We start from the raw sequence: 25,322 nt of genomic DNA, 5'->3' as shown, positions 1-25,322 counted from the left end.
CCAACGGTCCCGCCCGCGCCGCCCCCCACCTCCCCCGCACAGGGGAACCGCCTCCCCCGCCCGGGGGAGGAACCTCCCCGTCCGCCGGCTCACATGCGCCGGGTCGCCACCGACAGCCGGTCCCGCGCCTCGAACAGCGCCGCCTTGATCCGCTGTTCGCGGTCCGCCGTCAGCCGGGCCACAGGCACCGAGCAGCTCACCGCGTCCCGGGCCGGGGTCCGGTACGGGACCGCCACCCCGAAGCACCGCAGCCCGAGCGTGTTCTCCTCCCGGTCCACCGCGTAGCCCTGCTCCCGCACGAGCGCCAGCTCCTCCACGAGCCGCTCCCGGTCGGTGATCGTGTGCTCGGTGACCGCCTCCAGCCGCCGCGGCAGCAGCGCCCGCACCTCGTCGTCGGAGTGGGTCGCCAGCAGCGCCTTGCCCAGCGCGGTCGAGTGCACCGGCAGCCGCCGCCCGACCCGCGTGAAGGGCCGCAGGTAGTGCTGGGACGGGCGGGTGGCCAGGTACACCACGCTCGTGCCGTCCCTGCGGGCCAGGTGGATGGTCTCGGTGGTGTCGTCGGAGAGCCGGTCCAGGGTGGGCCGGGCCGCGGCGACGACCTCGTCCCCGTCGATGTACGAGCTGCCGACGAGCAGGGCCCGTACGCCGATGCCGTACCGCGTGCCCGTCGCGTCCGTCTCCACCCACCCCAGGTTCACCAGCGTGCGCAGCAGCATGTAGAGGCTGGACTTGGGCAGTCCGAGGTCGTGCTGGATGTCGGCCAGGCTGTGCAGTCCGGGCCGCGCCGCGAAGTGCTCCAGCAACAGGACCGTGCGGACGGCGGACTTGACGGCGGCCGGCGCCCCCGGGCCGCTTTCCGCCCCTACGACCCCTTCCGGCGTCCCCGGCCCCTCCCCTTCCGCGCCGGATCCGCCCGGCTCGCCTCTGTTCATTCGCCTTCTTGCCCCTCTTGTCCCTTGTCAATGCGGAAGACCCGGAAATAGAGTCCTGAACGGATGTGATCATCCATCCATCGGAACGGCGTTCAGAATACTGAACACCACCGCGCGGGTCAGCGAGATCCAGGAGGCAGTGCGCCATGGCAGCAACACCAGTCTGGAGTGTGGACCCCCGCACCGGGAAGCAGCGCGAACAGGTTGCGGTCGAGGCCACGTCCGGCGAGGTGGACGAGGCCGTGCGCGCCGCCCACGCGGCCCGCGGCGCCCTCGCCGACCGGACCGCCCGCGCGGCCTTCCTGCGCGCGGCCGCGGACCTGCTCGACGAGGCCGCGGCCCACGTCATCGAGGCCGCCGACGCCGAGACCGCCCTCGGGCCGGGCCGGCTCACCGGCGAACTCGCCCGGACCACCGGCCAGCTGCGGGCCTTCGCCGACTCCGTGGACGAGGGCTCCTACCTCGACATCCGCATCGACCGCCCCGACGCGGGCGCCGTCCCGCCGCGCCCGGAACTGCGCCGCTACAAGGTGGCGCTGGGCGTGGTCGCGGTCTACGCCGCCTCCAACTTCCCGCTGGCCTTCTCCGTCCCCGGCGGGGACACCGCGAGCGCGCTGGCCGCCGGCTGCCCGGTGGTCGTCAAGGCGCACCCCGACCACCCTGCCACCTCCGAGCTGTGCGCCTCGCTGCTGCGCCGGGCGGCCGTGGCGGCCGGGCTGCCCCCCGAAGTGGTCTCCGTCGTCCACGGGTTCGACGCGGGCCTGGAGCTGATCCGCCACCCCCTCGTCAGCGCCGCCGGGTTCACCGGTTCCATCCGGGGCGGGCGGGCGCTGTTCGACGCGGCCGCCGCCCGGCCCGTGCCCATCCCCTTCCACGGCGAACTCGGCTCCCTCAACCCCGTCGTCGTCACCCCCGCGGCCGCCGCCGAGCGCGCCGAGGAGATCGCCGTCGGCCTCGCGGGCTCGGTCACGCTCGGGCTCGGCCAGTTCTGCGTCAAGCCGGGCCTGGTCCTGGTCCCCGAGGGCGCGGACGGCGACCGGCTCACCGCGGCGCTGACCAAGGCGCTCGGCGAGACCGAGCCGGGCGTCCTGCTCGACCACCGGATGCGGGAGAACTTCGTCTCCGGCGTCCGCGAACGCGCCGCGCTGCCCGGCGTCGACGCGCCCGTCACCCCGGGCTCCGGCGGCGAGCACACCGTCGGCGCGGGGTACCTGACCGTGCCGGCGGCGCGCCTGCTGGAGGGCGGGGCGTACGAGGTGCTGCTGGAGGAGTGCTTCGGACCGGTGACCGTGGTCGTACGGTACGGGGACCAGAGCGAGGCGGGGTCGGTGCTCGGCCTTCTCCCCGGGAACCTGAGCGCCACGCTCCAGCTCTCCGCGGCCGAGGCCGACGGCGGCCCGGGACCGGCGGCGGAGCTGATCGAGCAGGTCACGGCGCTGGCCGGGCGGATCCTGGTCAACGGCTGGCCGACCGGGGTCGCGGTGGCCCCCGCCCAGCACCACGGCGGCCCGTACCCCGCGGCGACCTCGCACTCCACCTCGGTCGGCGGCACCGCCATCGAGCGCTGGCTGCGGCCGGTGGTCTACCAGTCGGTGCCGGACCCGCTGCTCCCGGCGGAACTGCGCGAGGCGAACCCGCTCGGGCTGCCGCGCCGCGTCACGCCCGCCGCGTCCTGAGGGGCCCCGCCCGGTAATTGCGTTGCCCGCCCCCGCCGCGCGGGGGCAGGCTGCCGGTCATGCCGAGACCTCACGGATTCACGTACGAACAGCGCGCCGACGCGAGCGTGGTCATCACGCACCAGGGGCGGGCCGCGAGCACGTTGCGCGGCGGCCGGGCCGAGAAGTTCCTCGCCGAGGTGGAGTCGGGGGACGCGCAGCTCGTGATGGCCCGCTGGACGGGAGCCTACAAGTTCGGCAACGAGCGGACGGCGAAGAACCACCCTCGCAACCGGCGCTGAAATCCGCGGCGGGAGTCGCGAGAGTAAGGGAACGGCAAAGCACCTCCGGTCGTTCTCCGGTCATGACCGCTATGACCCCAGGTTCCAACCTGCCGCTGGGCACCGTCCGTGTGACGGTGGACGTGGCTGCCCCGGTCCGGCTCGACGTGTCGGGACTGCTCCTCGCGGCGAACGGCAAGGTGCGTTCCGACGCCGACTTCATCTTCTACAACCAGCCGTCCGGGCCCGGTGTCAGCCACCGGTCCGGCGGCGGCGCGGCGCCGGACTCGATCACCGTCGACACGGGCGCGCTGCCTCCGGGCATCGAGCGGATCGTGGTCACGGCCAGTCCCGACGCCGCGGGCCAGACCTTCCAGGGCATCGAGCCCACCGCCACCGTGCGGCACGCCGAGACCGGCGCGGTGATCGCCAGCTTCACCCCGCCGCGGCTGGGCACCGAGACCGCGCTCGTGGTCGTCGAGGTCTACCAGCGCGGCGGCGTGTGGAAGGTGCGCGCGGTCGGCCAGGGATACGCCAACGGCCTCGCCGGGATCGCGACGGACTTCGGGGTCTCGGTGGACGAGGAGCCCACTCCGCCGCCCGCCGCCGCCCCGCAGGCCCCCGCCGCCCCCTCCCCCTCGTCCTGGCCGAGCGCCCCGGCGGCGGCGCCCCCGGCGGCGCCCTCGTTCCCCGCGGCCCCGCCCGCCGCGCCCGCCCCGCCCGCCGCCCCGGCGGCCGCACCCGGCACCGGGAAGATCAACCTCGACAAGGGCCGGGTCAGCCTCCAGAAGAACCAGACCGTGTCCCTGGTCAAGAACGGCCGCCCGCTGCTCTCCCAGGTGAAGATGGGCCTGGGCTGGGAGCCGGCGTTCCGCGGCCGGGACATCGACCTCGACGCCTCCGTCATCGCGTACGGCCCGCAGCGCGACCACATCGACAGCTGCTACTTCGGCAAGCTGTCCATCCTCGGCGGAGCCATCAAGCACTCGGGTGACAACCTCACCGGCGAGGGCGGCGGGGACGACGAGGTGATCGTGGTGGACCTCGGGCGGCTGCCCGCCGAGGCAACGGGCCTGGTCTTCACGGTCAACTCCTTCTCCGGACAGAAGTTCACCGAGGTCGCCAAGGCCTACTGCCGCCTGGTCGACGCGGCGAGCGGGGAGGAGCTGGTGCGCTTCGACCTCACCGGTGCGGAGCCGCAGACCGGGGTCATGATGGCCAAGCTGATTCGCCAGTTTTCGGGCGAATGGGAGATGACGGCCATCGGAGAGTTTGTGAAGTCCCGCACAGTGCGCGGGATGGTCAAGCCCGGCTCCCAGACACTCTGAGCAGGTGGGCGGGCACATGGAGCGACCAAGACCGGCGGCCGGAGGGCCCAGGTGATGGATTCCACCCTTAATAGGGGGGTGGCTGTCAGTGCCCGCCCTTAGCCTTGAAAGCATGTACAGCACACTCCGGCCCTCGGGTCCCGCCCGCCCGTCCGCCGCAGAGGCGAACGAGGCGATACGGCACCTCGTGGCGACCCGGGTGGACGACGAGTGGCCCTCCGAAGCGTACGAGTTCCTGCTGGAGGAATGGGCCGCCGCCAGCCGCGCCGAGATCGCCGCCGGCCAGTAGACGAGAAAGGCTGTGCCGCCACCCCGTGAACGGGTGGCGGCACAGCCTTCGTTCGTGGGCTCCGGGTGTCAGCGGGTGCGGCGCCACGGACCGGTGATGGCGAGCATGATGCCCGGGTCCTGGATGTTGGCGTACAGCGTGTGCCCGTCCGGGGAGAAGCAGACACCCGTGAACTCGGAGTATTCCGGCTCCTGCGCCGTACCGATGTTCATCTCGTTGCGCGCCAGCGGGTAGGTCCGCCCCGACTCGGTCGCGCCGAACAGGTGCTGCAGGCCGTTGCCGTCCTCCGCGATGACCAGACCGCCGTACGGGGAGACCGTGATGTTGTCCGGGCCGTCGAAGGAACCGTCCCCGGCCGGATCGGTGTTCACGCCGAGCACCACCGTCAGCCGGATCGTGCGCCGCTTCGGGTCGTAGAACCACACCTGGCCGTCGTGCGCCGTGCCCGGGCTCTCCTCGCGGGCGTACGAGGAGACGAAGTAGGCGCCCCCGTCGGCCCACCACATGCCCTCCAGCTTGCGGGCGCGGGTGATCGCCCCCTCGCCGAACTGCTTGCGCACCGACACCGTCCGCGCGTCGCGGTCCGGCACGGTCACCCAGTCGACCCCGTAGACGGTCCCGATCTTCGTGGCGCGCGAGAGGTCGTCGACGAACAGGCCCGCGCTGTCGAAGCATTTGGCGGCGGCGAGCACTCCGGCGTCGGCGGCGAGCGTACGGAGCCTGCCGCGCCCGTGGCGGAAGCCGCTCGGCGGGGTCCAGCGGTAGAGCAGCCCGTTGGGGCCGGAGGCGTCCTCGGTGAGGTAGGCGTGGCCCTGGCGCGGGTCGATGACCACGGCCTCGTGGGCGTACCGGCCGAACGCCTTGATCGGCTGCGGGTCGCGGTTGGCGCGCCGGTCGTGCGGATCGACCTCGAAGACGTACCCGTGGTCCTTGGTCATGCCGTTCTTGCCGGCGAGGTCCTCGGTCTCCTCGCAGGTCAGCCAGGTGTCCCAGGGGGTGGCGCCGCCCGCGCAGTTGGTGGACGTTCCGGCGATGCCCACCCATTCGGCGACCTCGCCGCCTCGCCGGACCTCGACCACCGTACAGCCGCCGGCCGCGCCCGGGTCGTAGACGAGGCCCTCGGCGAGCGGAACGGGGTGGGCCCAGTTCGACCGCTTGCCCTTGAGCTCGTGGTTGTTGACGAGGAGGGTGACCCCGCGGTGGCCCTCGAAGGCGGCGGTGCCGTCGTGGTTGGACGGGGTGGACTCGCCCGAGTCGAGGGTGGTGACCCCGCTGTGGGTGATGACGCGGTAGCGGAACCCGGCGGGGAGGGCGAGGAGTCCGGCCGGGTCCGCGACGAGCGGGCCGTAGCCGGGCTCGCAGGGCCGGCCGCGCTCGTCGTCGCGGCCGGTGCCGCCGTCGGCCGCCAGGGCTCCGGGGGCGGTGGCGAGCACGCCGACCGTCCCGGTGAGCGCGACTCCCGCGCCGGCGATCGCGGTGCGGGCGGTGAAGTCTCTACGGCTGAGCGGCATCGGGTCTCCAGGGGTGGGGAGGTGGTGCGCCTGTCGTGCGGTCGTCGGCGCACACGCTCTCGCCCGCACGTGAACGGCGGCTGAATTACCCGCGAAGCGGGGCCGATCCCTTGCCGGTGGCCGCAATGGCCGACTCCGGCTCAGGAACGGCGGGTTCCGTCCGCCGGCCACCCCCTGCCCTCCCCTGCCGCTCCCGTATCCGATCCCCCCGGGGTCAGGCTTGGCGCGAACGGGCTTTGAAAGCGGCCTTGCGGGCCTCCTTGGCAGACTTCTTGTCCGGGTGCATCCGGCCCATCGCCTCCAGCACGTACGCCGTCGCCGGGTGGTCCACCCGCCAGACCTGGTCGAAGAACCCGGTGTGGTGCTCGGTCAGCGAGCTCATCAGCAGCGGCAGTTCCGCCGTCTCCCCGTCCGCCGCGAGCTGCGCCGCGATCGTGTCCACCGTCAGCCAGAACACCATGGCCCCGTCCGGCGCCGGTACGTCGGCCGCCCCGCGCTCCGAGAGCCACACCCGGGCGAGTCCGCCGAGCTCCGGGTCGTCCAGCACGGCGCGGACCGCCTCTTCCGCCTCAGGGCCGGCCGGGGCGAGGGCCTGCTGGCAGCGGAGCCGGCGCAGCGGGCCGCCCGCGTCGGCGCCCCGGGCCGCGGCCAGCAGTTCGGCGACCGCGTCGCGCGGTGCGCGGCCGGCGAGCCACTGCCCGATCTCGGCCTGGGCAGCGCCCTCGGGGTAGCCGGAGACCGCGTCGAGCAGGGCGTCGGCGCCCTTGTCGGCCAGTTCGCCGACGGCGGGGGCGGTGACACCGGCCTCCAGCATGCGGGCGCGGATCCCGTAGAGGCCGAGCGGAGTCAGCCGGACCAGCCCGTACCGGGAGACGTCCTCGTCGTCGAACCCGCCGGCCCCCGGACCGGAAGCCGATCCCGCCGCGGCGGACTCCTCCTCGTCCGCCTCCGCCATCAGGGCCTCATCCACCGGCCGGAACTCGACGAGCCCGATGGGCTCCAGCTGCCGGAACTGGTCGTCGAGGCGCATCATCGCGTCCGAGACCTGCTCCAGGACGGCGTCGGTCGGCTCGCCCATGTCCTCGGGGACGACCATCGAGGCGGCCAGCACCGGCAGCGGAATCGGGCCCTCCGAGGCCCCGTGTCCGGAGACGGTGAGCAGGTAGAGGTTGGCGAGGACCCCGTCGAGGAAGTCCGCCTCGCGGCCCGGGTTCCAGTCCAGCCGGTCGAAGTCGATCTCGCCGCCCGCGTCCAACGCGTCGACGAGGTCGTCCAGATCGGGCACGGCCGCGTCCGCGAGCACCGTGTCCAGGGCCGCCAGCCACAGGTCGAGCACCTCGCCCGGCGCACCGCCGGTCACCAGGGCCAGGTCCTCACCGGGCACGGCGGTTCCGGACTCCCCGCCGCCGTCCTGGTCGCCGTGCGCCGCGCCGTCACCGCCGACGCCGCCGTCACCGCCGTCACCGCCGTCATCGGGTTCGGTCACGTCGACGAGGCCGGTGTCGACGGCCACCCGCCAGGCCTGGCCGGCGAGCACCGGGCCTTCCTCGTCGGCGGGGTCCAGGCCCAGTGCCGCGGCGGCCTCGGGCAGCTGTGCGGCGGCGAGTTCGCCGCCGGCGCCGACGCGCGTGTGCGGTCCGGCCCAGCGGGCCAGCCGCACGGCGCGGGCGAAGAGCGGGGCTCCGAGGGCGTCGCGGGCCAGTTCCGCGTCGGAGGGCAGCCGTACCGGCGGCAGCGTGGGGTGCGGCTCTGCGGACATGGGGCGGTCTCCTCGCGAACGCGGTGGGGCAATGGGGCTCGGCCGCGCGGGACGGTGGTGCGGCGGCCCCGCGGCGCTGGTCCGGCCGCCGCCCGGGCGGCAGTCCGGCGCACCAGCGTAGACGCATATCGGGCGCGCCCGGGGGGCCATCTCCTTTGGTTCATCCCACAGTCAGACTCCGTATCCCCTGGAGGCCTTGACAACTTCCCTGCTCACACAGGAAATTGACGCGCGTAGATGTATGGGGGACCCCCGGAATTCCTGTGGATCGCCTGCGGCCGGCCCGCGGCGCGCCGTGCGAATCCGGCCAAACATACGCAACACCCTCCGCTTTCCTCTTCCACACACCGGAGTTCTTGACCATGCGCTCCTCGCATCCCCGTTCCGCCGCCGTCTCGGCGCTCGTCGCCACCGCCCTGGCCACCGGCCTGCTGGCGGGCACCGCCGACGCGGCCGAAGGCTCCGCGTCGGCCGACCCGATACACATCCACGACATCCAGGGCACCACCCGCATATCGCCGCTCAACGGCAAGCAGGTCGCCGATGTCGCCGGCATCGTGACGGGCGTGCGCACGTACGGCTCGCGCGGCTTCTGGATGCAGGACCCGGACGCCGACGACAACGACGCGACCAGCGAGGGCATCTTCGTCTTCACCGGCTCCGCCCCGACCGTCGCCGTCGGCGACGCGGTCAAGGTCTCCGGCCTGGTGGGCGAGTACGTCCCCGGCGGCGTCTCGTCCGGCAACCAGTCGGTCACGCAGATCTCCAAGCCGGTCGTGACCGTGGTCTCCTCGGGCAACGCGGTGCCCGAGGCCACCGCGATCAACGAGTACAACGTGCCCGCCGAGTACGCCCCGGCCGGCGACCCGGCCGCCGCCCACAGCATCAACGGCCTGCCCCTGGAGCCCTCGCGCTACGCCCTGGACTTCTACGAGTCCCTCGAGGGCATGAACGTGAAGATCGGCACCTCGCGCGTGGTCGGCGCCACCGACCCGTACTCGGAGATGTGGGTCACGGTGAAGGGCTGGGAGAACACCGCCAAGCGCGGCGGCACCCTCTACGGCTCGTACGAGTCCCAGAACACCGGCCGCCTGCAGATCCAGCAGCTGGCGCCGGTCGCGCAGCAGCCCTTCCCGGTGGCCAACGTCGGCGACAAGCTGACCGGGACCACCGAGGGCCCGCTGGACTTCAACCAGTTCGGCGGCTACACCCTGGTGGCCCGCACCCTCGGCACGGTCAAGGCGGGCACGCTCGCCCCCGAGAAGACCAAGCCGCAGGCGGCGAACGAGCTCGCGGTGGCCACGTACAACGTGGAGAACCTCGACCCGAGCGACCCGCAGGAGAAGTTCGACAACCTGGCCAAGGCCGTCGTCGCGAACCTCGCCTCGCCCGACATCCTGGCCCTGGAGGAGATCCAGGACGACAACGGCGCCAAGAACGACGGCACCGTCTCGGCCGAGGAGACCATCAAGAAGTTCACCGCGGCCATCGTGGCGGCCGGCGGCCCGGCCTACGAGTGGCGGACCATCAACCCCGAGAACAACAAGGACGGCGGCGAGCCCGGCGGCAACATCCGCCAGGTCTTCCTCTTCAACCCCGCCCGCGTCTCCTTCACCGACCGCGCCGCGGGCGACTCGGTGACCGCGACCGGCGTGACGCAGGTGAACGGCGGCAAGGCCGCGCTGACCCACTCCCCCGGCCGGATCGACCCCGCGAACCCCGCGTGGGCCGACAGCCGCAAGCCGCTGGCCGGCGAGTTCGTCTTCAAGGGCAAGACCGTCTTCGTCATCGCCAACCACTTCGGCTCCAAGGGCGGCGACGAGGGCCTCACCTCGATCCACCAGCCGCCGGTGCGCTCCTCGGAGGCCAAGCGGCTGCTCCAGGCGCAGGCCGTGAACGGCTTCGTCAAGCAGCTCCTCGCGGCGGACAAGAACGCGAACGTCCTGGCCGTCGGCGACATCAACGACTTCGAGTTCTCCGCTACCGCGCAGGCGCTGGAGGACGGCGGGGCGCTGTACTCGGCGATCAAGTCGCTGCCGAAGGCGGAGCGCTACTCGTACGTGTACCAGGGCAACGCGCAGGTGCTGGACCAGATCCTGACCAGCCCGGCGGTCAAGAACTTCACGTACGACAGCGTGCACATCAACGCGGAGTTCTCGGCGCAGAACAGCGACCACGACCCTCAGGTGCTGCGCTTCCGCCCGTGACCGCGGTGCGGTCTTGAGCGCAGGGCCCCCGGACGCCGTATCCGGCTCCACGGCACGGACGGGGGGTACAGCTCGGGAGAAGTCAGGACTTTCGCCCCTGGCGTGACGCTCGCCACATCGCCACCCATTCGACCCGGGTTGTGGTGTTGAGTGGCCCCACGCTCGAACCTGTCCCCCCGTGTCCCCCGGAGGACCGCGTGTTCCCCTCCATCTCCCTCGCCCAGGAAATCGGCCTGGCCGTCCTGCTCGTGGCCGCCCTCGTGTGGGTGCTCGGCCTCGGGCACATGCTGTGGGACTCCCGCTTCCACCACCCCGAGCCGGGCGCCCGCGAGGGCGTCGCGCTCATCCCGGCCCAGCGCAGCGCCGCCACGCACCCGATGGAGACGGTCCAGCTGACCCAGGCGGAGGAAGAGGCCTTCGCCGGCCTGATCCGCACCCTCCCCCTCCACTGACCCGCCCCGTCCTTCCGCGCTCGGGGCGGAGGGGCGGACCGGGTCCGGAGAAACGCGACGCCCTCACCACCCCTTGGCAGGGGGGGATGAGGGCGTCGCGGCCGTTCCGGGACGGCCGGGGCCGCCTGCCGGGGGTCAGTTGTGGGAGTGGAGGACCTCGTTCAGGCCGCCCCAGACCGCGTTGTTCGGGCGGGCTTCGACGGTGCCCGTGACCGAGTTGCGGCGGAAGAGGATGTTGTCGGCGCCCGAGAGCTCCAGGGCCTTGACGATCTGGCCGTCCGGGAGGGTGACGCGGGTGCCCGCGGTCACGTACAGGCCGGCCTCGATGATGCACTCGTCGCCCAGCGCGATGCCCACGCCCGCCTCGGCACCGACCAGGCAGCGCTCGCCGATCGAGATGATCTGCTTGCCGCCGCCCGAGAGGGTGCCCATCGTGGACGCGCCGCCGCCGATGTCGGACCCGTTGCCGACCACGACGCCGGCCGAGATGCGGCCCTCGACCATGGAGGTGCCGAGGGTGCCCGCGTTGAAGTTGACGAAGCCCTCGTGCATGACGGTGGTGCCCTCGGCGAGGTGCGCGCCCAGGCGGACCCGGTCCGCGTCGGCGATGCGCACGCCCTCGGGGGCGACGTAGTCCGTCATCCGCGGGAACTTGTCGATCGAGGTGACCTGGAGGTACAGGCCCTCGGCGCGCGCGTTCAGCCGTACGGTCTCCACCTGGTCCACGGCGACCGGGCCGAGCGAGGTCCAGGCGACGTTGGCCAGCAGGCCGAACATGCCGTCCAGGTTCTGGCCGTGCGGCTTGACCAGGCGGTGGCTGAGCAGGTGCAGGCGCAGGTACACGTCGTGCGCGTCCAGCGGCTTGTCCTCCAGGGAGGAGATCACGGTGCGGACGGCTACGACCTCGACGTCGCGGACCGCGTCCAGGCGGATCGCCTTGGCCGCGGCGGCCCCCAGGAGCTGTACGGCCTGGTCGGCGGTGAGGCGCTCGGTGCCGGCCGGGCCGGGCTCGGCGACCAGCTCGGGGGCGGGGAACCAGGTGTCGAGGACGGTGCCGTCGGCGGCGATGGTGGCAAGTCCGGCGGCGACGGCGCCGGTGGTACGCGTAGCAGTCATGCCCGAAACCTAACCGGCCGCGGCCCCCGCTTGCGAACCGGTCTCATGTGCCGGTCGCGCCGCGCCGGGCTCCCCGTCCGGCCCGGCGCCGCGCGCCGGGCGACGTGACACGTACAGCACCGCCCCGCCCGCGCCCGCCGCCAGCGCCGCGCACAGCGGCCACAGCAGCGCGGGCGCGGCCGCGTACAGGGCTCCGCCCAGCGGGGGCCCGAGGACCACCCCGCTGACCGAAACCCCCGCGTACAGGCTCTGGAACCGTCCCATCGCGTGCTCCGGCGCCTGGTCGGCGACGTAGGCGGTGGCGGTGGTCTTGTACAGGATCTCGCCGAGGCTGAGCAGCGCCATCATCGCCACGGCGCCGGCGACCCCCGTCCCGGCCGGCAGCACCGCGTACCCGGCCCCGACGAGCACGATCCCGGTGCCGATGACGGGCAGGGGCGGCCGGGCGCGCAGCGCGACGGCGGCCGGGAGTTCGAGCAGCAGGATGACGCCGCCGTTGAGGGCGATCACGAAGCCGAAGGCGCGCACGTCCAGGCCGTGGTCGGCGAGGTAGACGGGGAAGGCCGAGTACTGCTGGCGGTAGACGAGGTCGGTCACGAGGATCGCGCCGAGCAGGACGAGCACGGCGGGCCTGGCCCGCAGCTCCTCCCACACGCCTCGGCCCAGACCCCCGTCCGGGACCGAGGCGGGGCGGGAGGGGCTGCGGGAGGCGCCGCGGGCCGGGACGACCCGCGCGGTCCACAGGGCGAAGAACAGGGTCCCGAGGCCGTCGGCGACGAAGAGCCAGTCGTACGAGAACCAGGTCGCGAGCAGGGCCCCCAGCGGCGGGCCGAGGGTGAAGCCGCCGTTGGAGACGCAGCGGACCACGGCGAAGGCCTGCCGGCGGGCGCCCCCGGGGACGGTGACGGCGACCAGCGCGGAGTTCGCCGCCCGGACCACGCCGGATGCGTACTGGGCCAGCGGAAGGGCCGCGTAGAGCCCGGCGGTGGACAGCAGCGGGAAGGACATCAGGGCGAGCCCGCCCGCGGCGGAGGCGGCGAGCAGCACCCGGCGGTGGCCGAAGCGGTCCCCGTACCAGCCGCCGGTGAAGTTCCCGGCGACGAGGCCGATGCCGCCGATGCCGGTGGCCAGGCCCGCCTGGGCGGCGCCGAGGCCGCGCGGACCGGTCAGGTACAGGAAGACGAAGACGAAGGTGAAGCTGACGACGGCGTTGACGAAGACCCCGGCCGCCAGCAGCCACACCACGCGGGGCACGTCCTTGAAGCCCTGCGCCATTGCCATGTCCGCCCCCGAGCCGTAGCGAGTCTGCACTGAGTTCCTTTTGGGAACGGACTATGTCAGCATGACAGCCTTGGGTCAACGGACAAAGGAGTGCCCATGGCCCAGCGCACGCCCCTCGACGACGCGGACTGCGCCATCGCCCAGGCCCTCGACGTGGTGGGCGACTGGTGGACGCTGCTGATCGTGCGCGACGCCGCGCGCGGCGTGCACCGCTTCGACGCCTTCCAGCGCGAGCTCGGGGTCTCCCGCAAGGTGCTGGCCGAGCGGCTGAAGCTGCTGGTCGAGGCGGGGGTGCTGACGCGTGAGCCGTACCAGGAGCGCCCGGTGCGGCACGAGTACCGGCTGACCCCGCGCGGGCGGGGGCTGCTGCCGGTCCTGGTGGCCCTCCAGGACTGGGGAGACACCTGGGTCCTGGGGGAAGGCGAGATGACGGCGACGACCGAGGAGTCCTCGCGGGAGGCCGAACGGGTGCACGCGCTGCGCGGCACGCGACTGCCGGAGCTGGTGCTGGCGGACCGGTTCGGGGAGCTGCGGGATCCGGTGGCGGACACGCCCTTCACGGTCCTGTACTGCTTCCCCGGCGCGTACGCCCGGGCCGAGTCCTACCCGCCGGGGTGGGCGGGGATCCCGGGGGCCAAGGGTTGCACGTTCGAGTCGTGCACGTACCGGGACCAGCTGGCGCAGTTCACGGCGGCCGGGGCGACGGTGCACGGGGTGTCCACCCAGCGGCCCGACGAGCAGCGGGAGTTCGCCGAGGCGGAGGGGCTGCGGTTCCCGCTGCTCTCGGACGCGGAGCTCTCGCTGACGGCGGCGCTGCGGCTGCCGACGTTCCGGGCGGCGGGGGTGAGCCGGCTGAAGCGGCTGACCCTGGTGGTGGACCGGGAGCGCGTGGTGCGCGAGGTGTTCTACCCGGTCCGGGACATCGAGGCCGGCGTCGCGGCGGCGCTGAGGGCCGTCCGCGACGCCGGCACGGGCGTCAGTTCAGGGTGAACCAGGCCGCGCGGGACTTCTTCCACTCCGCGTGGGTCAGGTCCTTGGCCTCGATGCCGTCCCCGTACAGGTCGGCGGAGCCGCTGTCCGTGATCAGCTGGACGCGCGCGCCCGCGGCCGACAGGTCCGGCACGTCCACGATGGCCTCCCAGCCGCCCGGGTCGCTCGTCGGCAGGTCGGCCCGCTTGACGGGGGCGTGGCCGGCGACGCCGTCCCACTGGTAGAGCGCGTACGGGTCGGAGTTGTCGTCCGCGGCCCAGGAACCGGCGAGGATCAGGTACTGGTCGGCCGCGTTCTTGCGGATGTCGCGGATCGCGAGCCCGCCGAGGTCGAGCTCGATGCCCGCCCCGAAGGCGGCCTTGGCACCGCTGGAGAGCACCTTGTCGAAATTGGTCACCGGCACCACCAGCGCCTTGCCGCCCGGCACCGCCGGGGCCAGCGGGGCGCGGAAGCCCAGGTAGGCGGTGGTGGTCGAGCCCGGCGCGAACTCCAGCCCCTCCACGTTGAACCCGTCGATCTGCTTGGGCGCCTGGCCGGCCGCCGTGCCGGCCGCGAAGCCATAGCGGTTCCCGTTGGCCTTGTCCCAGGCCACCAGGTCGTCGCGGAGCTGCTTGTACGAGCGCCCGTACGCGAGCTGCGTGGCGGACCCGGAGCCGCTCACCGTCGTGGTGAACACCGTGTTCCGGGGCGCCTTGTACTCGCCGTCCTTGTTGTTGCCGAGCGAGCCCGTCCAGTAGATGGTGTTCCCGACCAGGGTCGCGCCCTCGATGTCCACCTCCTTGGTGACGCCGAGCTGCGAGCTGAAGTCCCAGGTGCGGACCGGGGCGGCCGAGCGGGAACGGTCGTACAGGCGCAGTACGTTGTTCTCGTCGTCGGCGACGACGGTGTACCCGCCGCCGACGTCCACGGCGGCCGAGGAGTCGGAGGCGCCGCTGAAGTAGCGGGCGTCGGCCGGGTTCTGCACGGCGCCGGAGGCGGCGTAGGAGAGGGTCTTGGTGGCGCTCTTGCCGCCCAGCCCCGTCACCTTGACGGTGAGGTTGGTGTAGCCGCGGCCGCGTGCGGCGACGGCCAGCCGGCGCACCGCCCCGGTCCCGGTGACGCTCACGTCGCCCGTTCCGGCCACCGAGGCCTTGCTCGACGCGGAGGCGCTGACCGTCAGCGCCGACACGTCGGCGCCGCTCTGCGCCACGGTCACGTCGACCGCCGGGTCCCCGACCCCGCCGACGGCCCCGGACAGGTACGACGCGGACAGGCTGATGGTCGGCGTCCCGTACGTCACCGCCTGGGCGGGAGCGACGGTGACCGTCCCGGCGACGACCAGCGCCGCGATGCCTGCGATGCCAAGCTGCTTCTTCATCGGTGTCCCGTCCCCAAGAGTCGAGCCGCGCGTGAACAGCGTCACGCCGTGACGGCCGTCGAGCAGGTTCGGCCACCGTGGCCAACATCCGGTGCACGTCAATCGTCCACCGGAAGAACTCGCAGGGCCCGTCGGGAGAGCGCCGGACGCCGCCCCGCCCGCTCCGGAGAAACGCGCAAGGCCCCCGGCGCGGTGCCGGGGGCCTTGCGTGGAGCGGGTGGCTCAGACGTTGAAGCCGAGCGCGCGCAGCTGCTCGCGGCCGTCGTCCGTGATCTTGTCGGGGCCCCACGGCGGCATCCAGACCCAGTTGATCCGGAGCTCGCTGACGATGCCGTCCGTCGCCGACTTCGCTTGGTCCTCGATGACGTCCGTCAGCGGGCAGGCCGCCGAGGTCAGCGTCATGTCGAGGGTGGCGATGTTCGCGTCGTCGATGTGGATGCCGTAGATCAGGCCCAGGTTGACGACGTCGATCCCCAGTTCGGGGTCGACCACGTCGTAGAGGGCCTCGCGGACCTCTTCCTCGGTGGCCGGCTTGATCGACGCCTCGGCGGGCGTCGCGTTCTCGGTCATGCCGTCTTCCTCTCCGCGGCGTCGCCCAGTGCCTGGGCGGTCGCGTCCTTCCAGGCCATCCAGCTCAGCAGAGCACACTTCACGCGAGCCGGGTACTTGGAGACGCCGACGAACGCGACCGCGTCCTCCAGCACCTCCTCCATGGCCTCGTCGGGCTCGATCTTGCCCTTCGACTGCATCATCTCCAGGAACACGCCCTGGATCTTCTGCGCCTCGGCCAGCTCCTTGCCGACGAGCAGCTCGTTCAGCACGGACGCGCTGGCCTGGCTGATGGAGCAGCCCTGGCCCTCGTACGAGACGTCGGTGAGCGTCTCGCCGTCGTACTTCACGCGCAGCGTGATCTCGTCGCCGCACGTCGGGTTGACGTGGTGCACCTCGGCGTCGCCGTCGCGCAGGCCACGCCCGTGCGGGTGCTTGTAGTGGTCCAGGATCAGTTCCTGGTACATCGAATCCAACTTCACTGCGTCGTCCTCGTCGCCCTCGTCAGCCGAAGAAGTTCCGTACGTGCTCCAGCCCGTCGATCAGCGCGTCGACGTCCGCCGGAGAGGAGTACAGGTAGAAAGACGCTCGCGTGGTCGCGGGAATTCCGTAGCGCAGGCAGACCGGGCGCGCGCAGTGGTGTCCCACGCGGACCGCGATGCCCTGCTCGTCCAGGACCTGGCCCACGTCGTGGGGGTGGATGTCGCCGAGTGTGAAGGAGATCGCGGCGCCGCGGTCCTCGGCCGTCATCGGGCCGATGATCCGCAGGTCGGGGACCTCCAGGAGGCGCTTCACCGCGTACTCGGTGATCGCGTGCTCGTGCGCGGCGATCTTGTCCATTCCGATCGCGGACAGGTAGTCCACGGCCGCGCCGAGGCCGACGGCCTGCGCGATCGGGGGCGTACCCGCCTCGAACTTGTGGGGCGCCGGGGCGTACGTCGAGGCGTGCATCGACACGGTCTCGATCATCTCGCCGCCGCCGAGGAACGGGGGCAGGTCCTCCAAAAGCTCCTGGCGGCCCCAGAGCACGCCGATGCCGGTCGGGCCGCACATCTTGTGGCCGGTGAAGGCCACGAAGTCGGCGCCGAGCGCCTGCACGTCCAGCGGCATGTGCGGAGCGGCCTGCGAGGCGTCGATCAGCACCAGCGCGCCGACCTCCTGCGCGCGCCGGACGATCGCCTCGACCGGGTTGATCGTGCCCATGATGTTGGAGACCAGCGTGAAGGAGACGATCTTCGTCTTCTCCGTGATGACCTCTTCGATGTTGGACAGGTCGAGCCGGCCGTCGTCGGTGAGGCCGAACCACTTCAGCTTCGCGCCGGTGCGCTGCGAGAGCAGCTGCCACGGGACGATGTTGGAGTGGTGCTCCATCTCCGTGATGGCGATCTCGGTCTCGCGGTCGACCCGGTAGGGCTCGTCCGCCCAGCCGAGCATGTTCGCGACCAGGTTGAGCGACTCCGAGGCGTTCTTGGTGAAGATCACCTCGTCGCGGCTCGGCGCGTTGATGAAGGCGGCGACCTTGTCGCGGGCGCCCTCGTACAGCGCCGTGGCCTCCTCGGCGAGCACGTGCACGCCGCGGTGGACGTTGGCGTTGTGCTGCTCGTAGTACTCGTTCAGCGCGTCGAGCACCTGGCGCGGCTTCTGGGACGTGGCCGCGTTGTCCAGGTAAACGATCTTCTTCCCGTCGTGGACCACACGATCCAGAAGGGGGAAGTCCTTGCGGATCGCCTCGATGTCGAGGAGGCCAGGCAGCTGTGTCACGCGGTCGCGCCACCCTTCACGTACTTGTCGTAGCCCTCGGCCTCCAGCTGGTCCGCCAGCTCGGCGCCACCGGATTCGGCGATGCGGCCGTTCGCGAACACGTGCACGAAGTCGGGCTTGATGTAGCGCAGGATGCGCGTGTAGTGGGTGATCAGCAGGGTGCCGACCTCACCGGTCTCGCGGACGCGGTTGACGCCCTCGGAGACGATGCGCAGGGCGTCGACGTCGAGGCCGGAGTCGGTCTCGTCGAGGATCGCGATCTTCGGCTTGAGCAGCTCCAGCTGGAGGATCTCGTGGCGCTTCTTCTCACCGCCGGAGAAGCCCTCGTTGACGTTGCGCTCGGCGAAGGCCGGGTCCATCTGGAGCTGCTCCATCGCGGACTTGACCTCCTTCACCCAGGTGCGCAGCTTGGGGGCCTCGCCGCGGATGGCGGTGGCCGAGGTCCGCAGGAAGTTGGAGACCGAGACGCCGGGGACCTCGACCGGGTACTGCATGGCGAGGAAGACGCCGGCGCGGGCGCGCTCGTCGACGGACATCTCCAGCACGTCTTCGCCGTCGAGGGTCACGGTGCCACCGGTGATGGTGTACTTCGGGTGACCGGCGAGCGAGTACGCCAGCGTGGACTTGCCGGAGCCGTTCGGACCCATGATGGCGTGCGTCTCGCCGGCCTTGACGGTGAGGTCGACACCCTTGAGGATCTCGCGGGCGCCGTTCTCGGCCTCGACGGAGACGTGCAGGTCGTGGATTTCAAGCGTTGCCATGGATACCTCAGGACTCCTGGGTGAGGGAGACGAGCACGTCGCCCCCTTCGATCTTTACGGGGTATACGGGGACCGGGCGGGTCGCGGGCAGACCGGACGGCTTGCCGGTGCGCAGGTCGAACGAGGACCCGTGCAGCCAGCACTCGATCATGCAGTCCTCGACCTCGCCCTCCGAGAGCGAGACGTTCGCGTGCGAGCAGATGTCGTTGATCGCGAACACCTCCCCCTCGGTGGAGACGATGGACACCGGCGTGCCGTCGAGTTCCACCCGCTTGGGGGTGTTCTCCTCCAGCTCGCTCAGCGCGCAGGCCTTGAGGTAGGTCATCAGACGGACGCCTTGAGCTCGGTCTCGATCTTGGCGAGCAGGCGCTCCTCGATGTCGTCGACACCGATCTGCTGGACGAGCTCGGCGAAGAAGCCGCGCACGACCAGACGCCGGGCCTCGTCGGCGGGGATGCCGCGGGCCTGGAGGTAGAAGAGCTGCTCGTCGTCGAAGCGGCCGGTCGCGGAGGCGTGGCCGGCGCCGACGATCTCGCCGGTCTCGATCTCCAGGTTCGGCACCGAGTCGACCCGCGCGCCGTCCGTCAGGACGAGGTTGCGGTTCATCTCGTAGGTGTCGGTGCCCTCGGCGCTCTTCTCGATGAGGACGTCACCGATCCAGACGGCGTGCGCGCCCTCGCCCTGCAGCGCGCCCTTGTAGACCACGTGGGACTTGCAGTGCGGGGCGTCGTGCGTGACCAGGAGGCGGTGCTCCTGGTGCTGGTCGGCGTCCGTGAAGTACAGGCCGAGCAGCTCGGCCTCGCCGCCGGGGCCCGCGTAGCTGATCCGGGGGTGCAGGCGTACGAGGTCGCCGCCGAAGGTGACGACGATGGACTTGAAGGTCGCGTCGCGGCCGATCAGCGTGTTGTGCTGGGAGCAGTGGACGGCGGTGTCGTCCCAGTCCTGCACGGAGACGACGGTGAGCTTGGCGCCGTCGCCGACGAGGAAGTCGACGTTGGCGGCGCGCACGCCGTCACCGGTGTGGTCGATGACGATGACGGCCTCGGCGAAGGCCTGGACGTCGAAGACGGTGTGCCCGAAGGTCGTGCCGCCCTCGCCGTGCAGCGAGACGCGCACCGGCTCGGTCAGGACGGTCTCCTTGGGCACGGTGACGACCGTGGCCTTCGTGAAGGACGAGAACGCCTGGGCGGCGATCCGGTCCACCGGGGTGCCGGCCTTGCCGATGCGCGCGTCGCCGCGCTCCACCGACTCGACGGTGACGCCCTCGGGCGCGTCGATCTGGGCCTTCATGGTGCCGCCCGCGACCGCGGTGCCGTCGTGCAGACCGCGCAGGCGCGCGAGCGGGGTGAAGCGCCACTCCTCCTCGCGGCCGTGGGGGACGGGGAAGTCCGCCACGTCGAAGGACGGGGGTGCACTCATCCGGGTGGCGACGGTGGACTCGGCGGCCACCGCGATCGCGCCGGCGGTGGTCGAACCCGCCGCGGGGGTACCGCCCTGAACCGTCAGGTTCTTGGGGGCGTTCTGAGCCTCAGCCATGGCTGTCGTCTTGCTCGCTCTCGTGTCTACGTCAAAGAATTGCTGCGGATCGGGACGGTCGGGTCAGCCGACCGAGCCCTCCATCTGCAGCTCGATCAGCCGGTTGAGCTCCAGCGCGTACTCCATGGGCAGCTCGCGCGCGATGGGCTCGACGAACCCGCGCACGATCATGGCCATGGCCTCGAACTCGGTCATGCCGCGGCTCATCAGGTAGAAGAGCTGGTCGTCCGAGACCTTGGAGACGGTCGCCTCGTGGCCCATGGAGACGTCGTCCTCGCGGACGTCCACGTACGGGTACGTGTCCGAGCGGGAGACCGTGTCGACCAGGAGCGCGTCGCAGAGCACGTTCGACTTGGAGCCGTGGGCTCCCTCGCCGATCTCGACCAGGCCGCGGTACGAGGTGCGGCCGCCGCCCCGCGCCACCGACTTGGAGACGATGTTCGAGGAGGTGTTCGGCGCCATGTGGACCATCTTGGAGCCGGCGTCCTGGTGCTGGCCCTCGCCCGCGAAGGCGATGGACAGGGTCTCGCCCTTGGCGTGCTCGCCCATCAGGTAGACGGCCGGGTACTTCATGGTGACCTTGGAACCGATGTTGCCGTCGATCCACTCCATGGTCGCGCCCTCGTACGCCACGGCGCGCTTGGTGACCAGGTTGTAGACGTTGTTCGACCAGTTCTGGATGGTCGTGTAGCGGCAGCGGCCGCCCTTCTTCACGATGATCTCGACCACGGCGCTGTGCAGCGAGTCCGAGGAGTAGATCGGGGCGGTGCAGCCCTCGACGTAGTGGACGTACGCGTCCTCGTCGACGATGATCAGCGTCCGCTCGAACTGGCCCATGTTCTCCGTGTTGATGCGGAAGTAGGCCTGGAGCGGGATGTCGACCTTGACGCCCTTGGGCACGTAGATGAACGAGCCGCCCGACCACACGGCGGTGTTCAGCGACGCGAACTTGTTGTCGCCGACCGGGATGACCGTGCCGAAGTACTCCTGGAAGAGCTCCGGGTGCTCCTTGAGCGCGGTGTCCGTGTCGAGGAAGATGACGCCCTGCTCCTCCAGGTCCTCGCGGATCTGGTGGTAGACGACCTCGGACTCGTACTGGGCCGCGACACCGGCGACGAGGCGCTGCTTCTCCGCCTCCGGGATGCCGAGCTTGTCGTACGTGTTCTTGATGTCCTCGGGCAGGTCCTCCCACGAAGCGGCCTGCTTCTCGGTGGAGCGCACGAAGTACTTGATGTTGTCGAAGTCGATGCCGGAGAGGTCGGAGCCCCAGGTCGGCATGGGCTTCTTGTCGAAGAGCCGCAGGCCCTTGAGGCGGAGCTTCAGCATCCACTCGGGCTCGTTCTTCTTCGCCGAGATGTCGCGGACGACGTCCTCCGACAGGCCTCGCTTGGCAGCCGAGCCGGCCGCGTCGGAGTCGGCCCAGCCGTACTCGTAGTTGCCCAGACCCTCAAGCTCAGGGTGAGCAGTCTCCGTGGTCATGCGGGGTTCCTCCCGGCCGTGCTGGCAGATGCTGATGTGTCGTTCTGTGGGGTGCCCGCGCCTCGCGGGATGAAGGTGGTGCACACCCCGTCGCCGTGGGCGATCGTGGCGAGGCGCTGCACATGCGTCCCGAGCAAGCGGGAGAAGACCTCGGTCTCCGCCTCGCAGAGCTGCGGGAACTGCTCGGCGACATGGGCGACCGGGCAGTGGTGCTGGCAGAGCTGTTCACCGCTGTGCGGACCGGGAGCACTCTTCGCCGTAGCAGCGTACCCGTCCGCGGTCAACGCCTTGGCAAGGGCCTCGGTACGGTCCTCGGGCGCGGCGGCGTCCAGGCTTTCCCGGTAGGTCTCGGCCTGTGCGTCCATGCGGGCCCTGGCGAAGGCGGCCACGGCCGCCTCCCCCTGCTCGCCCCCGCCGGCGGCCTGCGCGATCCAGCGCAGCGCGTCCGCGGCGAGCGAGTCGTAGGACTGGTCGAACGCGTCGCGGCCGCAGTCGGTGAGCGCGAAGACCTTGGCGGGCCGGCCCCGGGTGCGCGCACCGTAGACGCGCTGCTCGCGGGGCTCGACCACGTCGTCGGCGACGAGCGCGTCGAGGTGGCGGCGGACGGCGGCCTGGGTGAGGCCGAGACGCGCCGCGAGGTCGGCGACGGTGGACGGACCGTGGTCCAGGATGGAGCGCGCGACCCGGTTGCGGGTTGACCGCTCCCCGGTAGCGAGCTCCCCCTGAGGGGCCTCGATCATCCGTTCGCCGTATTTCACAACGCCATTGTTGCGTAATTAGTCGAGCCCCGACAAGCCGTGACCGAGGCCACTCCTGGTGGCCTCTATCACTAAGGGTTACCTAATTTGTCTACGCAGAGTGAAGCGGAAGGGGTCGATCCGCTCCTGCGCCAGGCGCCTCCGTGAGCCCGCGAACGGCTCCCACCAGCGATCCTGCGCCGCCGGGGGCTTTCGCGCACGGTGAAGGGCGCGGTCCGCAAAGGTCACCGAAACCGGCTGGCCCATACGGGTCGCAGGACGAAAAAGATCGGGACCGTGCGTGTCCGCGCCCCTTCGACCCCGGGACCGAGGACCCCCCGCCCGGCTCCGTAGACTCCCCCGCATGAGCAACGATCCCGCCGTGGAGATCCGCGGACTGGTGAAGCGGTACGGGCCCAAGACAGCGGTGGACGGTCTCGACCTCACCGTCCGCAAGGGCTCGGTCACCGCCGTCCTCGGCCCCAACGGCGCGGGCAAGACCACCACCGTGGAGACCTGCGAGGGCTACCGCCGCCCCGACGCCGGCACCGTCCGCGTCCTCGGCCTCGACCCCGTCGCCGAGGCCGGGGCGCTGCGCCCGCGGATCGGCGTGATGCTCCAGTCCGGCGGGGTCTACTCCGGCGCCCGCGCCGTCGAGATGCTGCGCCACATGGCCAAGCTGTACGCCCACCCGCTCGACGTGGACGCCCTGGTCGAGCGGCTCGGGCTGGGCGGCTGCGGCCGCACCGCCTACCGGCGCCTGTCCGGCGGCCAGCAGCAGCGCCTGGCCCTGGCCATGGCCGTGGTCGGCCGCCCCGAGCTGGTCTTCCTGGACGAGCCGACCGCGGGCCTGGACCCGCAGGCCCGGCGGGCCACCTGGGAGCTCGTACGGGAACTGCGGGCCGACGGGGTCTGCGTCGTCCTCACCACCCACCACATGGACGAGGCCGAACAGCTCGCCGACGAGGTCGCCATCATCGACGCCGGCCGGGTCATCGCGCACGGCAGCCCCGAGCAGCTGTGCCGCGGCGGCGCCGAGAACACCCTGCGCTTTACCGGCCGGCCCGCCCTCGACCTGGGCTCGCTGCTCAAGGCGCTGCCCGACGGCACCGAGGCCGCCGAGCCCACCGCCGGCGTCTACCGGGTCACCGGCGACGTGGACCCGCAGCTGCTGGCCACCGTCGCCTCCTGGTGCGCCCAGCACGGGGTGATGCCGAGCAGCCTCTCGGTGGAGCGGCACACCCTCGAAGACGTTTTTCTGGAGCTGACCGGCAAGGAGCTGCGCGCATGACGCCGACCGCCACCGACCCCCACCCGGGGTCCGGGGGTCGCCCCCCGGGAGCCGGTACGTTCACCCCCGCGCCGGGGGCCGCCCCCGTGTCCCGGATGATCCTGGCGCAGACCGCGCTGGAGACCCGGATGCTGCTGCGCAACGGGGAGCAGCTGCTGCTGACCGTGATCATCCCGGCTCTGCTGCTGGTGCTGTTCTCCGCCGTGGACATCGTCGACACCGGCGCCGGGAAGTCGGTCGACTTCCTCGCTCCCGGCATCCTCGCGCTGGCCGTGATGTCCACCGCCTTCACTGGGCAGGCCATCGCCACCGGCTTCGACCGCCGCTACGGGGTGCTCAAGCGGCTCGGCGCCTCGCCGCTGCCGCGCTGGGCCCTGATGGCCGCCAAGACGCTGTCCGTGCTGGTCACCGAGGTGCTCCAGATCGCCCTGCTGACGGTGATCGCCCTCGCGCTGGGCTGGTCCCCGCACGGCGACCCGCTCGCGGTCGCCGCGCTGGTCCTGCTGGGCACCGCGGCCTTCTCCGGGCTCGGGCTGCTGATGGCGGGGACCCTCAAGGCCGAGGCCACGCTGGCCGCCGCCAACCTGGTGTTCCTGCTGCTGCTGGTCGGCGGCGGGGTCATCGTGCCGACGGAGAAGTTCCCCGAAGGGGTGCAGTCCGTCCTGGGACTGCTGCCGATCTCGGCGCTGTCCGACGGGCTGCGCGCGGTGCTCCAGGGCGGCGCCGGGGTGCCGTGGGGGGACGTGGCCGTCCTCGCCGCATGGGCTGTCCTCGGACTCGGCGCCGCCGCCAAGCTGTTCCGCTGGGAGTGAATCCCCTCCCCCGGACGTTGGCCCGGCAGGAGGATGGGCGCCGCCCCGCGGGGGCGGGGCACACCAGGACGCCGGGGGGCGGGCATGGCGCTACGGGAAGACGTTCTACGGATGGACGCCCGATGGGCGCAGATCCGGTCGGGGGCCGCGCGGGCGGCTCCGGCCGAGGCCGAGGCGCTGCTGACGGAGCTGATCGGCGCGCTGCGCGAGCCGGCGCGGACCGATCCGGAGTGCGCGGCGCGCCTGGGCCTGCGCCTGGGCGACCTGGCGGCCCGCCGCTTCGCCGGCGGTGACCGGGCCGGGGCCCTTGCGGCCGTCGAGGAGGGGCTGCGGTACGGCGGCCAGGCGGCCGGGCACGCCCCGGAATACGCGCGCTGGTATGCCCGGGGCCTGATCAACCAGGGGGTCTGGCTGGCCTGGCCGCTGAGCGACGAGGTACGGCTGCCCCGCCATCCGCTCGGCCCGCGGGCCGGATCCGGCCCGAGCGCGATGGAGCGGGCGGCGGGCGAGCGCGCCCTGGACCTGACCCGGGCCGCGGTCGAGGTGTGGGCGGCGCTGGACCAGCGGGACCCGGTCAATCGGCGCGGTCTCGCGCAGGCCAAGGTGTTCCTCGGGGACCGGCTCGCGGAGCTGGGCTCCGCCGAGGAGGCGGTGGCCTGGGCGGTGGACGCGGAGGGCGGTTTCCGCCACCTGCTGCGCGCGGCCCCCGGTGCGGAGGAGGCCCAGGAGGCGGAAGAGGCACTCGACCACATCGGCCGCCAGCTCGAACTGCGGCTGCGCTTCCTGTCCTTCGACTCCCTCGTCTCCCTGCGTGCCCGCGGCCTGCTGCCCGAACCCCTGCTGCCCCAGGCCGTGGTGGCCGCCCGGATCCAGGGCGTGGCCGAGCCCGAGATCGCCGGCGGGCTGCGGCTCGATGCCGAACAGGTGCGCACGATGCTGGAGGTCACGCCCTGGCAAGCGGTGTGGCGCTTCGAGGTGCGCGGCCCTGACGGGCTGTGGAACGTACAGGGACATCCGTGGCACGGCAGAACGGAAGTGCGAAACGGGACAGCAGAGGACATAGGCAATGAACTGATACGGGGATTCACGGCCTCCGCCGACTGCCCCGGCGAGGGCGCCCCTTGGCGCCTGCTCCTCTGGTGGCACGAGGAGGGCGACCCCGCGGGGGCCCGGTTCCGGGCGGCCGGCGGCCCCGACACGGCACCGGAGGGGACCGCGGACACCCCCTCGTGAAAGTT

The 25,322-nt window shown here is 72.0% G+C and carries 24 protein-coding genes; 10 read left to right on the top strand and 14 right to left on the bottom strand.

Annotated elements, in window-relative coordinates; genetic code table 11:
• Positions 1–89: 89 nt before the first annotated feature.
• Positions 90–932: an IclR family transcriptional regulator gene (locus ACS04_RS12970; RefSeq protein ID WP_245236381.1), complete on the bottom strand. Its 843-nt coding sequence runs from the start codon at positions 930–932 to the stop codon at positions 90–92.
• A 146-nt stretch (positions 933–1,078) separates the two neighbouring features.
• Here ACS04_RS12970 and ACS04_RS12965 point away from each other — a divergent pair, with 146 nt between their 5' ends.
• From ACS04_RS12965 to ACS04_RS38630, 4 genes are all read left to right on the top strand, one after another.
• Positions 1,079–2,608: an aldehyde dehydrogenase (NADP(+)) gene (locus ACS04_RS12965; RefSeq protein ID WP_048476715.1), complete on the top strand. Its 1,530-nt coding sequence runs from the start codon at positions 1,079–1,081 to the stop codon at positions 2,606–2,608.
• Between the two features lie 59 nt (positions 2,609–2,667).
• A complete protein-coding gene (locus ACS04_RS12960) occupies positions 2,668–2,889 on the top strand; it encodes a hypothetical protein (protein WP_048476714.1) in 222 nt (73 codons plus the stop codon).
• A gap of 71 nt (positions 2,890–2,960) precedes the next feature.
• Positions 2,961–4,196 (top strand): TerD family protein, encoded by a 1,236-nt coding sequence (locus ACS04_RS12955; RefSeq protein ID WP_048476713.1) that lies wholly within the window; start codon positions 2,961–2,963, stop codon positions 4,194–4,196.
• A 112-nt stretch (positions 4,197–4,308) separates the two neighbouring features.
• Entirely contained in the window at positions 4,309–4,485 is a 177-nt protein-coding gene (locus ACS04_RS38630; protein WP_167352585.1) for a hypothetical protein, read from the top strand.
• A 68-nt stretch (positions 4,486–4,553) separates the two neighbouring features.
• Here the strand turns inward: ACS04_RS38630 and ACS04_RS12950 are convergent, their stop codons facing one another.
• Entirely contained in the window at positions 4,554–5,996 is a 1,443-nt protein-coding gene (locus ACS04_RS12950; protein WP_048476712.1) for an alkaline phosphatase PhoX, read from the bottom strand.
• 214 nt (positions 5,997–6,210) lie between these two features.
• Positions 6,211–7,755 carry a hypothetical protein gene (locus ACS04_RS12945; RefSeq protein WP_048476711.1) on the bottom strand — a complete coding sequence of 515 codons (1,545 nt, stop codon included), beginning with the start codon at positions 7,753–7,755 and terminating at the stop codon, positions 6,211–6,213.
• A 362-nt stretch (positions 7,756–8,117) separates the two neighbouring features.
• Here ACS04_RS12945 and ACS04_RS12940 point away from each other — a divergent pair, with 362 nt between their 5' ends.
• Positions 8,118–9,962 carry an endonuclease/exonuclease/phosphatase family protein gene (locus tag ACS04_RS12940; RefSeq protein ID WP_048476710.1) on the top strand — a complete coding sequence of 615 codons (1,845 nt, stop codon included), beginning with the start codon at positions 8,118–8,120 and terminating at the stop codon, positions 9,960–9,962.
• Positions 9,963–10,159: 197 nt separating this feature from the next.
• Positions 10,160–10,414 carry a hypothetical protein gene (locus tag ACS04_RS12935; protein WP_048476709.1) on the top strand — a complete coding sequence of 85 codons (255 nt, stop codon included), beginning with the start codon at positions 10,160–10,162 and terminating at the stop codon, positions 10,412–10,414.
• 135 nt (positions 10,415–10,549) lie between these two features.
• On the opposite strand, the gene dapD is transcribed toward ACS04_RS12935, so the two are convergent.
• Together dapD and ACS04_RS12925 are read right to left on the bottom strand one after the other, a co-directional pair.
• A complete protein-coding gene (gene dapD, locus ACS04_RS12930) occupies positions 10,550–11,530 on the bottom strand; it encodes a 2,3,4,5-tetrahydropyridine-2,6-dicarboxylate N-succinyltransferase (protein WP_048476708.1) in 981 nt (326 codons plus the stop codon).
• Positions 11,531–11,539: 9 nt separating this feature from the next.
• Positions 11,540–12,811 carry an MFS transporter gene (locus ACS04_RS12925; RefSeq protein WP_048476707.1) on the bottom strand — a complete coding sequence of 424 codons (1,272 nt, stop codon included), beginning with the start codon at positions 12,809–12,811 and terminating at the stop codon, positions 11,540–11,542.
• Between the two features lie 96 nt (positions 12,812–12,907).
• On the opposite strand from ACS04_RS12925, the gene ACS04_RS12920 reads away from it, so the two are divergent.
• Complete coding sequence (locus ACS04_RS12920) at positions 12,908–13,801, top strand: winged helix-turn-helix transcriptional regulator (protein WP_048476706.1); 894 nt, start codon at positions 12,908–12,910, stop codon at positions 13,799–13,801.
• Here the strand turns inward: ACS04_RS12920 and ACS04_RS12915 are convergent.
• The 9 genes from ACS04_RS12915 to ACS04_RS12875 form a co-directional block, all read right to left on the bottom strand.
• Entirely contained in the window at positions 13,788–15,158 is a 1,371-nt protein-coding gene (locus ACS04_RS12915; protein ID WP_048476705.1) for a DUF3616 domain-containing protein, read from the bottom strand. The genes ACS04_RS12920 and ACS04_RS12915 overlap by 14 nt on opposite strands.
• A 222-nt stretch (positions 15,159–15,380) precedes the next feature.
• Positions 15,381–15,728 carry a metal-sulfur cluster assembly factor gene (locus ACS04_RS12910; RefSeq protein ID WP_030160393.1) on the bottom strand — a complete coding sequence of 116 codons (348 nt, stop codon included), beginning with the start codon at positions 15,726–15,728 and terminating at the stop codon, positions 15,381–15,383.
• The gene (sufU, locus tag ACS04_RS12905) at positions 15,725–16,189 is read right to left on the bottom strand and encodes a Fe-S cluster assembly sulfur transfer protein SufU (RefSeq protein ID WP_030160391.1); all 465 of its coding nucleotides are present in this window, start codon (positions 16,187–16,189) and stop codon (positions 15,725–15,727) included. The genes ACS04_RS12910 and sufU overlap by 4 nt, the downstream gene beginning before the upstream one ends.
• A gap of 22 nt (positions 16,190–16,211) precedes the next feature.
• Positions 16,212–17,468 carry a cysteine desulfurase gene (locus tag ACS04_RS12900; protein WP_048476704.1) on the bottom strand — a complete coding sequence of 419 codons (1,257 nt, stop codon included), beginning with the start codon at positions 17,466–17,468 and terminating at the stop codon, positions 16,212–16,214.
• The gene (gene sufC, locus ACS04_RS12895; protein WP_048476703.1) at positions 17,465–18,229 is read right to left on the bottom strand and encodes a Fe-S cluster assembly ATPase SufC; all 765 of its coding nucleotides are present in this window, start codon (positions 18,227–18,229) and stop codon (positions 17,465–17,467) included. Before sufC ends, ACS04_RS12900 begins: the two co-directional genes overlap by 4 nt.
• 7 nt (positions 18,230–18,236) lie before the next feature.
• Positions 18,237–18,554, bottom strand: coding sequence for a bifunctional 3-phenylpropionate/cinnamic acid dioxygenase ferredoxin subunit (locus ACS04_RS12890; protein WP_048476702.1), 318 nt, complete (start codon positions 18,552–18,554; stop codon positions 18,237–18,239).
• Positions 18,554–19,765, bottom strand: a complete 1,212-nt coding sequence (gene sufD / locus ACS04_RS12885; RefSeq protein ID WP_048476701.1) for a Fe-S cluster assembly protein SufD — start codon at positions 19,763–19,765, stop codon at positions 18,554–18,556. Before sufD ends, ACS04_RS12890 begins: the two co-directional genes overlap by 1 nt.
• Before the next feature lie 63 nt (positions 19,766–19,828).
• Complete coding sequence (gene sufB, locus ACS04_RS12880; protein ID WP_048476700.1) at positions 19,829–21,244, bottom strand: Fe-S cluster assembly protein SufB; 1,416 nt, start codon at positions 21,242–21,244, stop codon at positions 19,829–19,831.
• Positions 21,241–21,984: a helix-turn-helix transcriptional regulator gene (locus ACS04_RS12875; RefSeq protein ID WP_048476699.1), complete on the bottom strand. Its 744-nt coding sequence runs from the start codon at positions 21,982–21,984 to the stop codon at positions 21,241–21,243. Before ACS04_RS12875 ends, sufB begins: the two co-directional genes overlap by 4 nt.
• 361 nt (positions 21,985–22,345) lie before the next feature.
• On the opposite strand from ACS04_RS12875, the gene ACS04_RS12870 reads away from it, so the two are divergent.
• From ACS04_RS12870 to ACS04_RS12860, 3 genes are all read left to right on the top strand, one after another.
• Positions 22,346–23,272, top strand: coding sequence for an ABC transporter ATP-binding protein (locus ACS04_RS12870; protein WP_048476698.1), 927 nt, complete (start codon positions 22,346–22,348; stop codon positions 23,270–23,272).
• A complete protein-coding gene (locus tag ACS04_RS12865; protein ID WP_048476697.1) occupies positions 23,269–24,084 on the top strand; it encodes an ABC transporter permease in 816 nt (271 codons plus the stop codon). The genes ACS04_RS12870 and ACS04_RS12865 overlap by 4 nt, the downstream gene beginning before the upstream one ends.
• Positions 24,085–24,195: 111 nt before the next feature.
• Complete coding sequence (locus ACS04_RS12860) at positions 24,196–25,317, top strand: hypothetical protein (protein WP_053080758.1); 1,122 nt, start codon at positions 24,196–24,198, stop codon at positions 25,315–25,317.
• Positions 25,318–25,322 lie beyond the last annotated feature (5 nt).

This window comes from Streptomyces roseus, assembly GCF_001044425.1.
Lineage (GTDB): Bacteria > Actinomycetota > Actinomycetes > Streptomycetales > Streptomycetaceae > Streptomyces > Streptomyces roseus.
The sequence above is the reverse complement of the archived record's forward strand: the minus strand, read 5'-3'. Positions and strand labels throughout refer to the sequence as shown.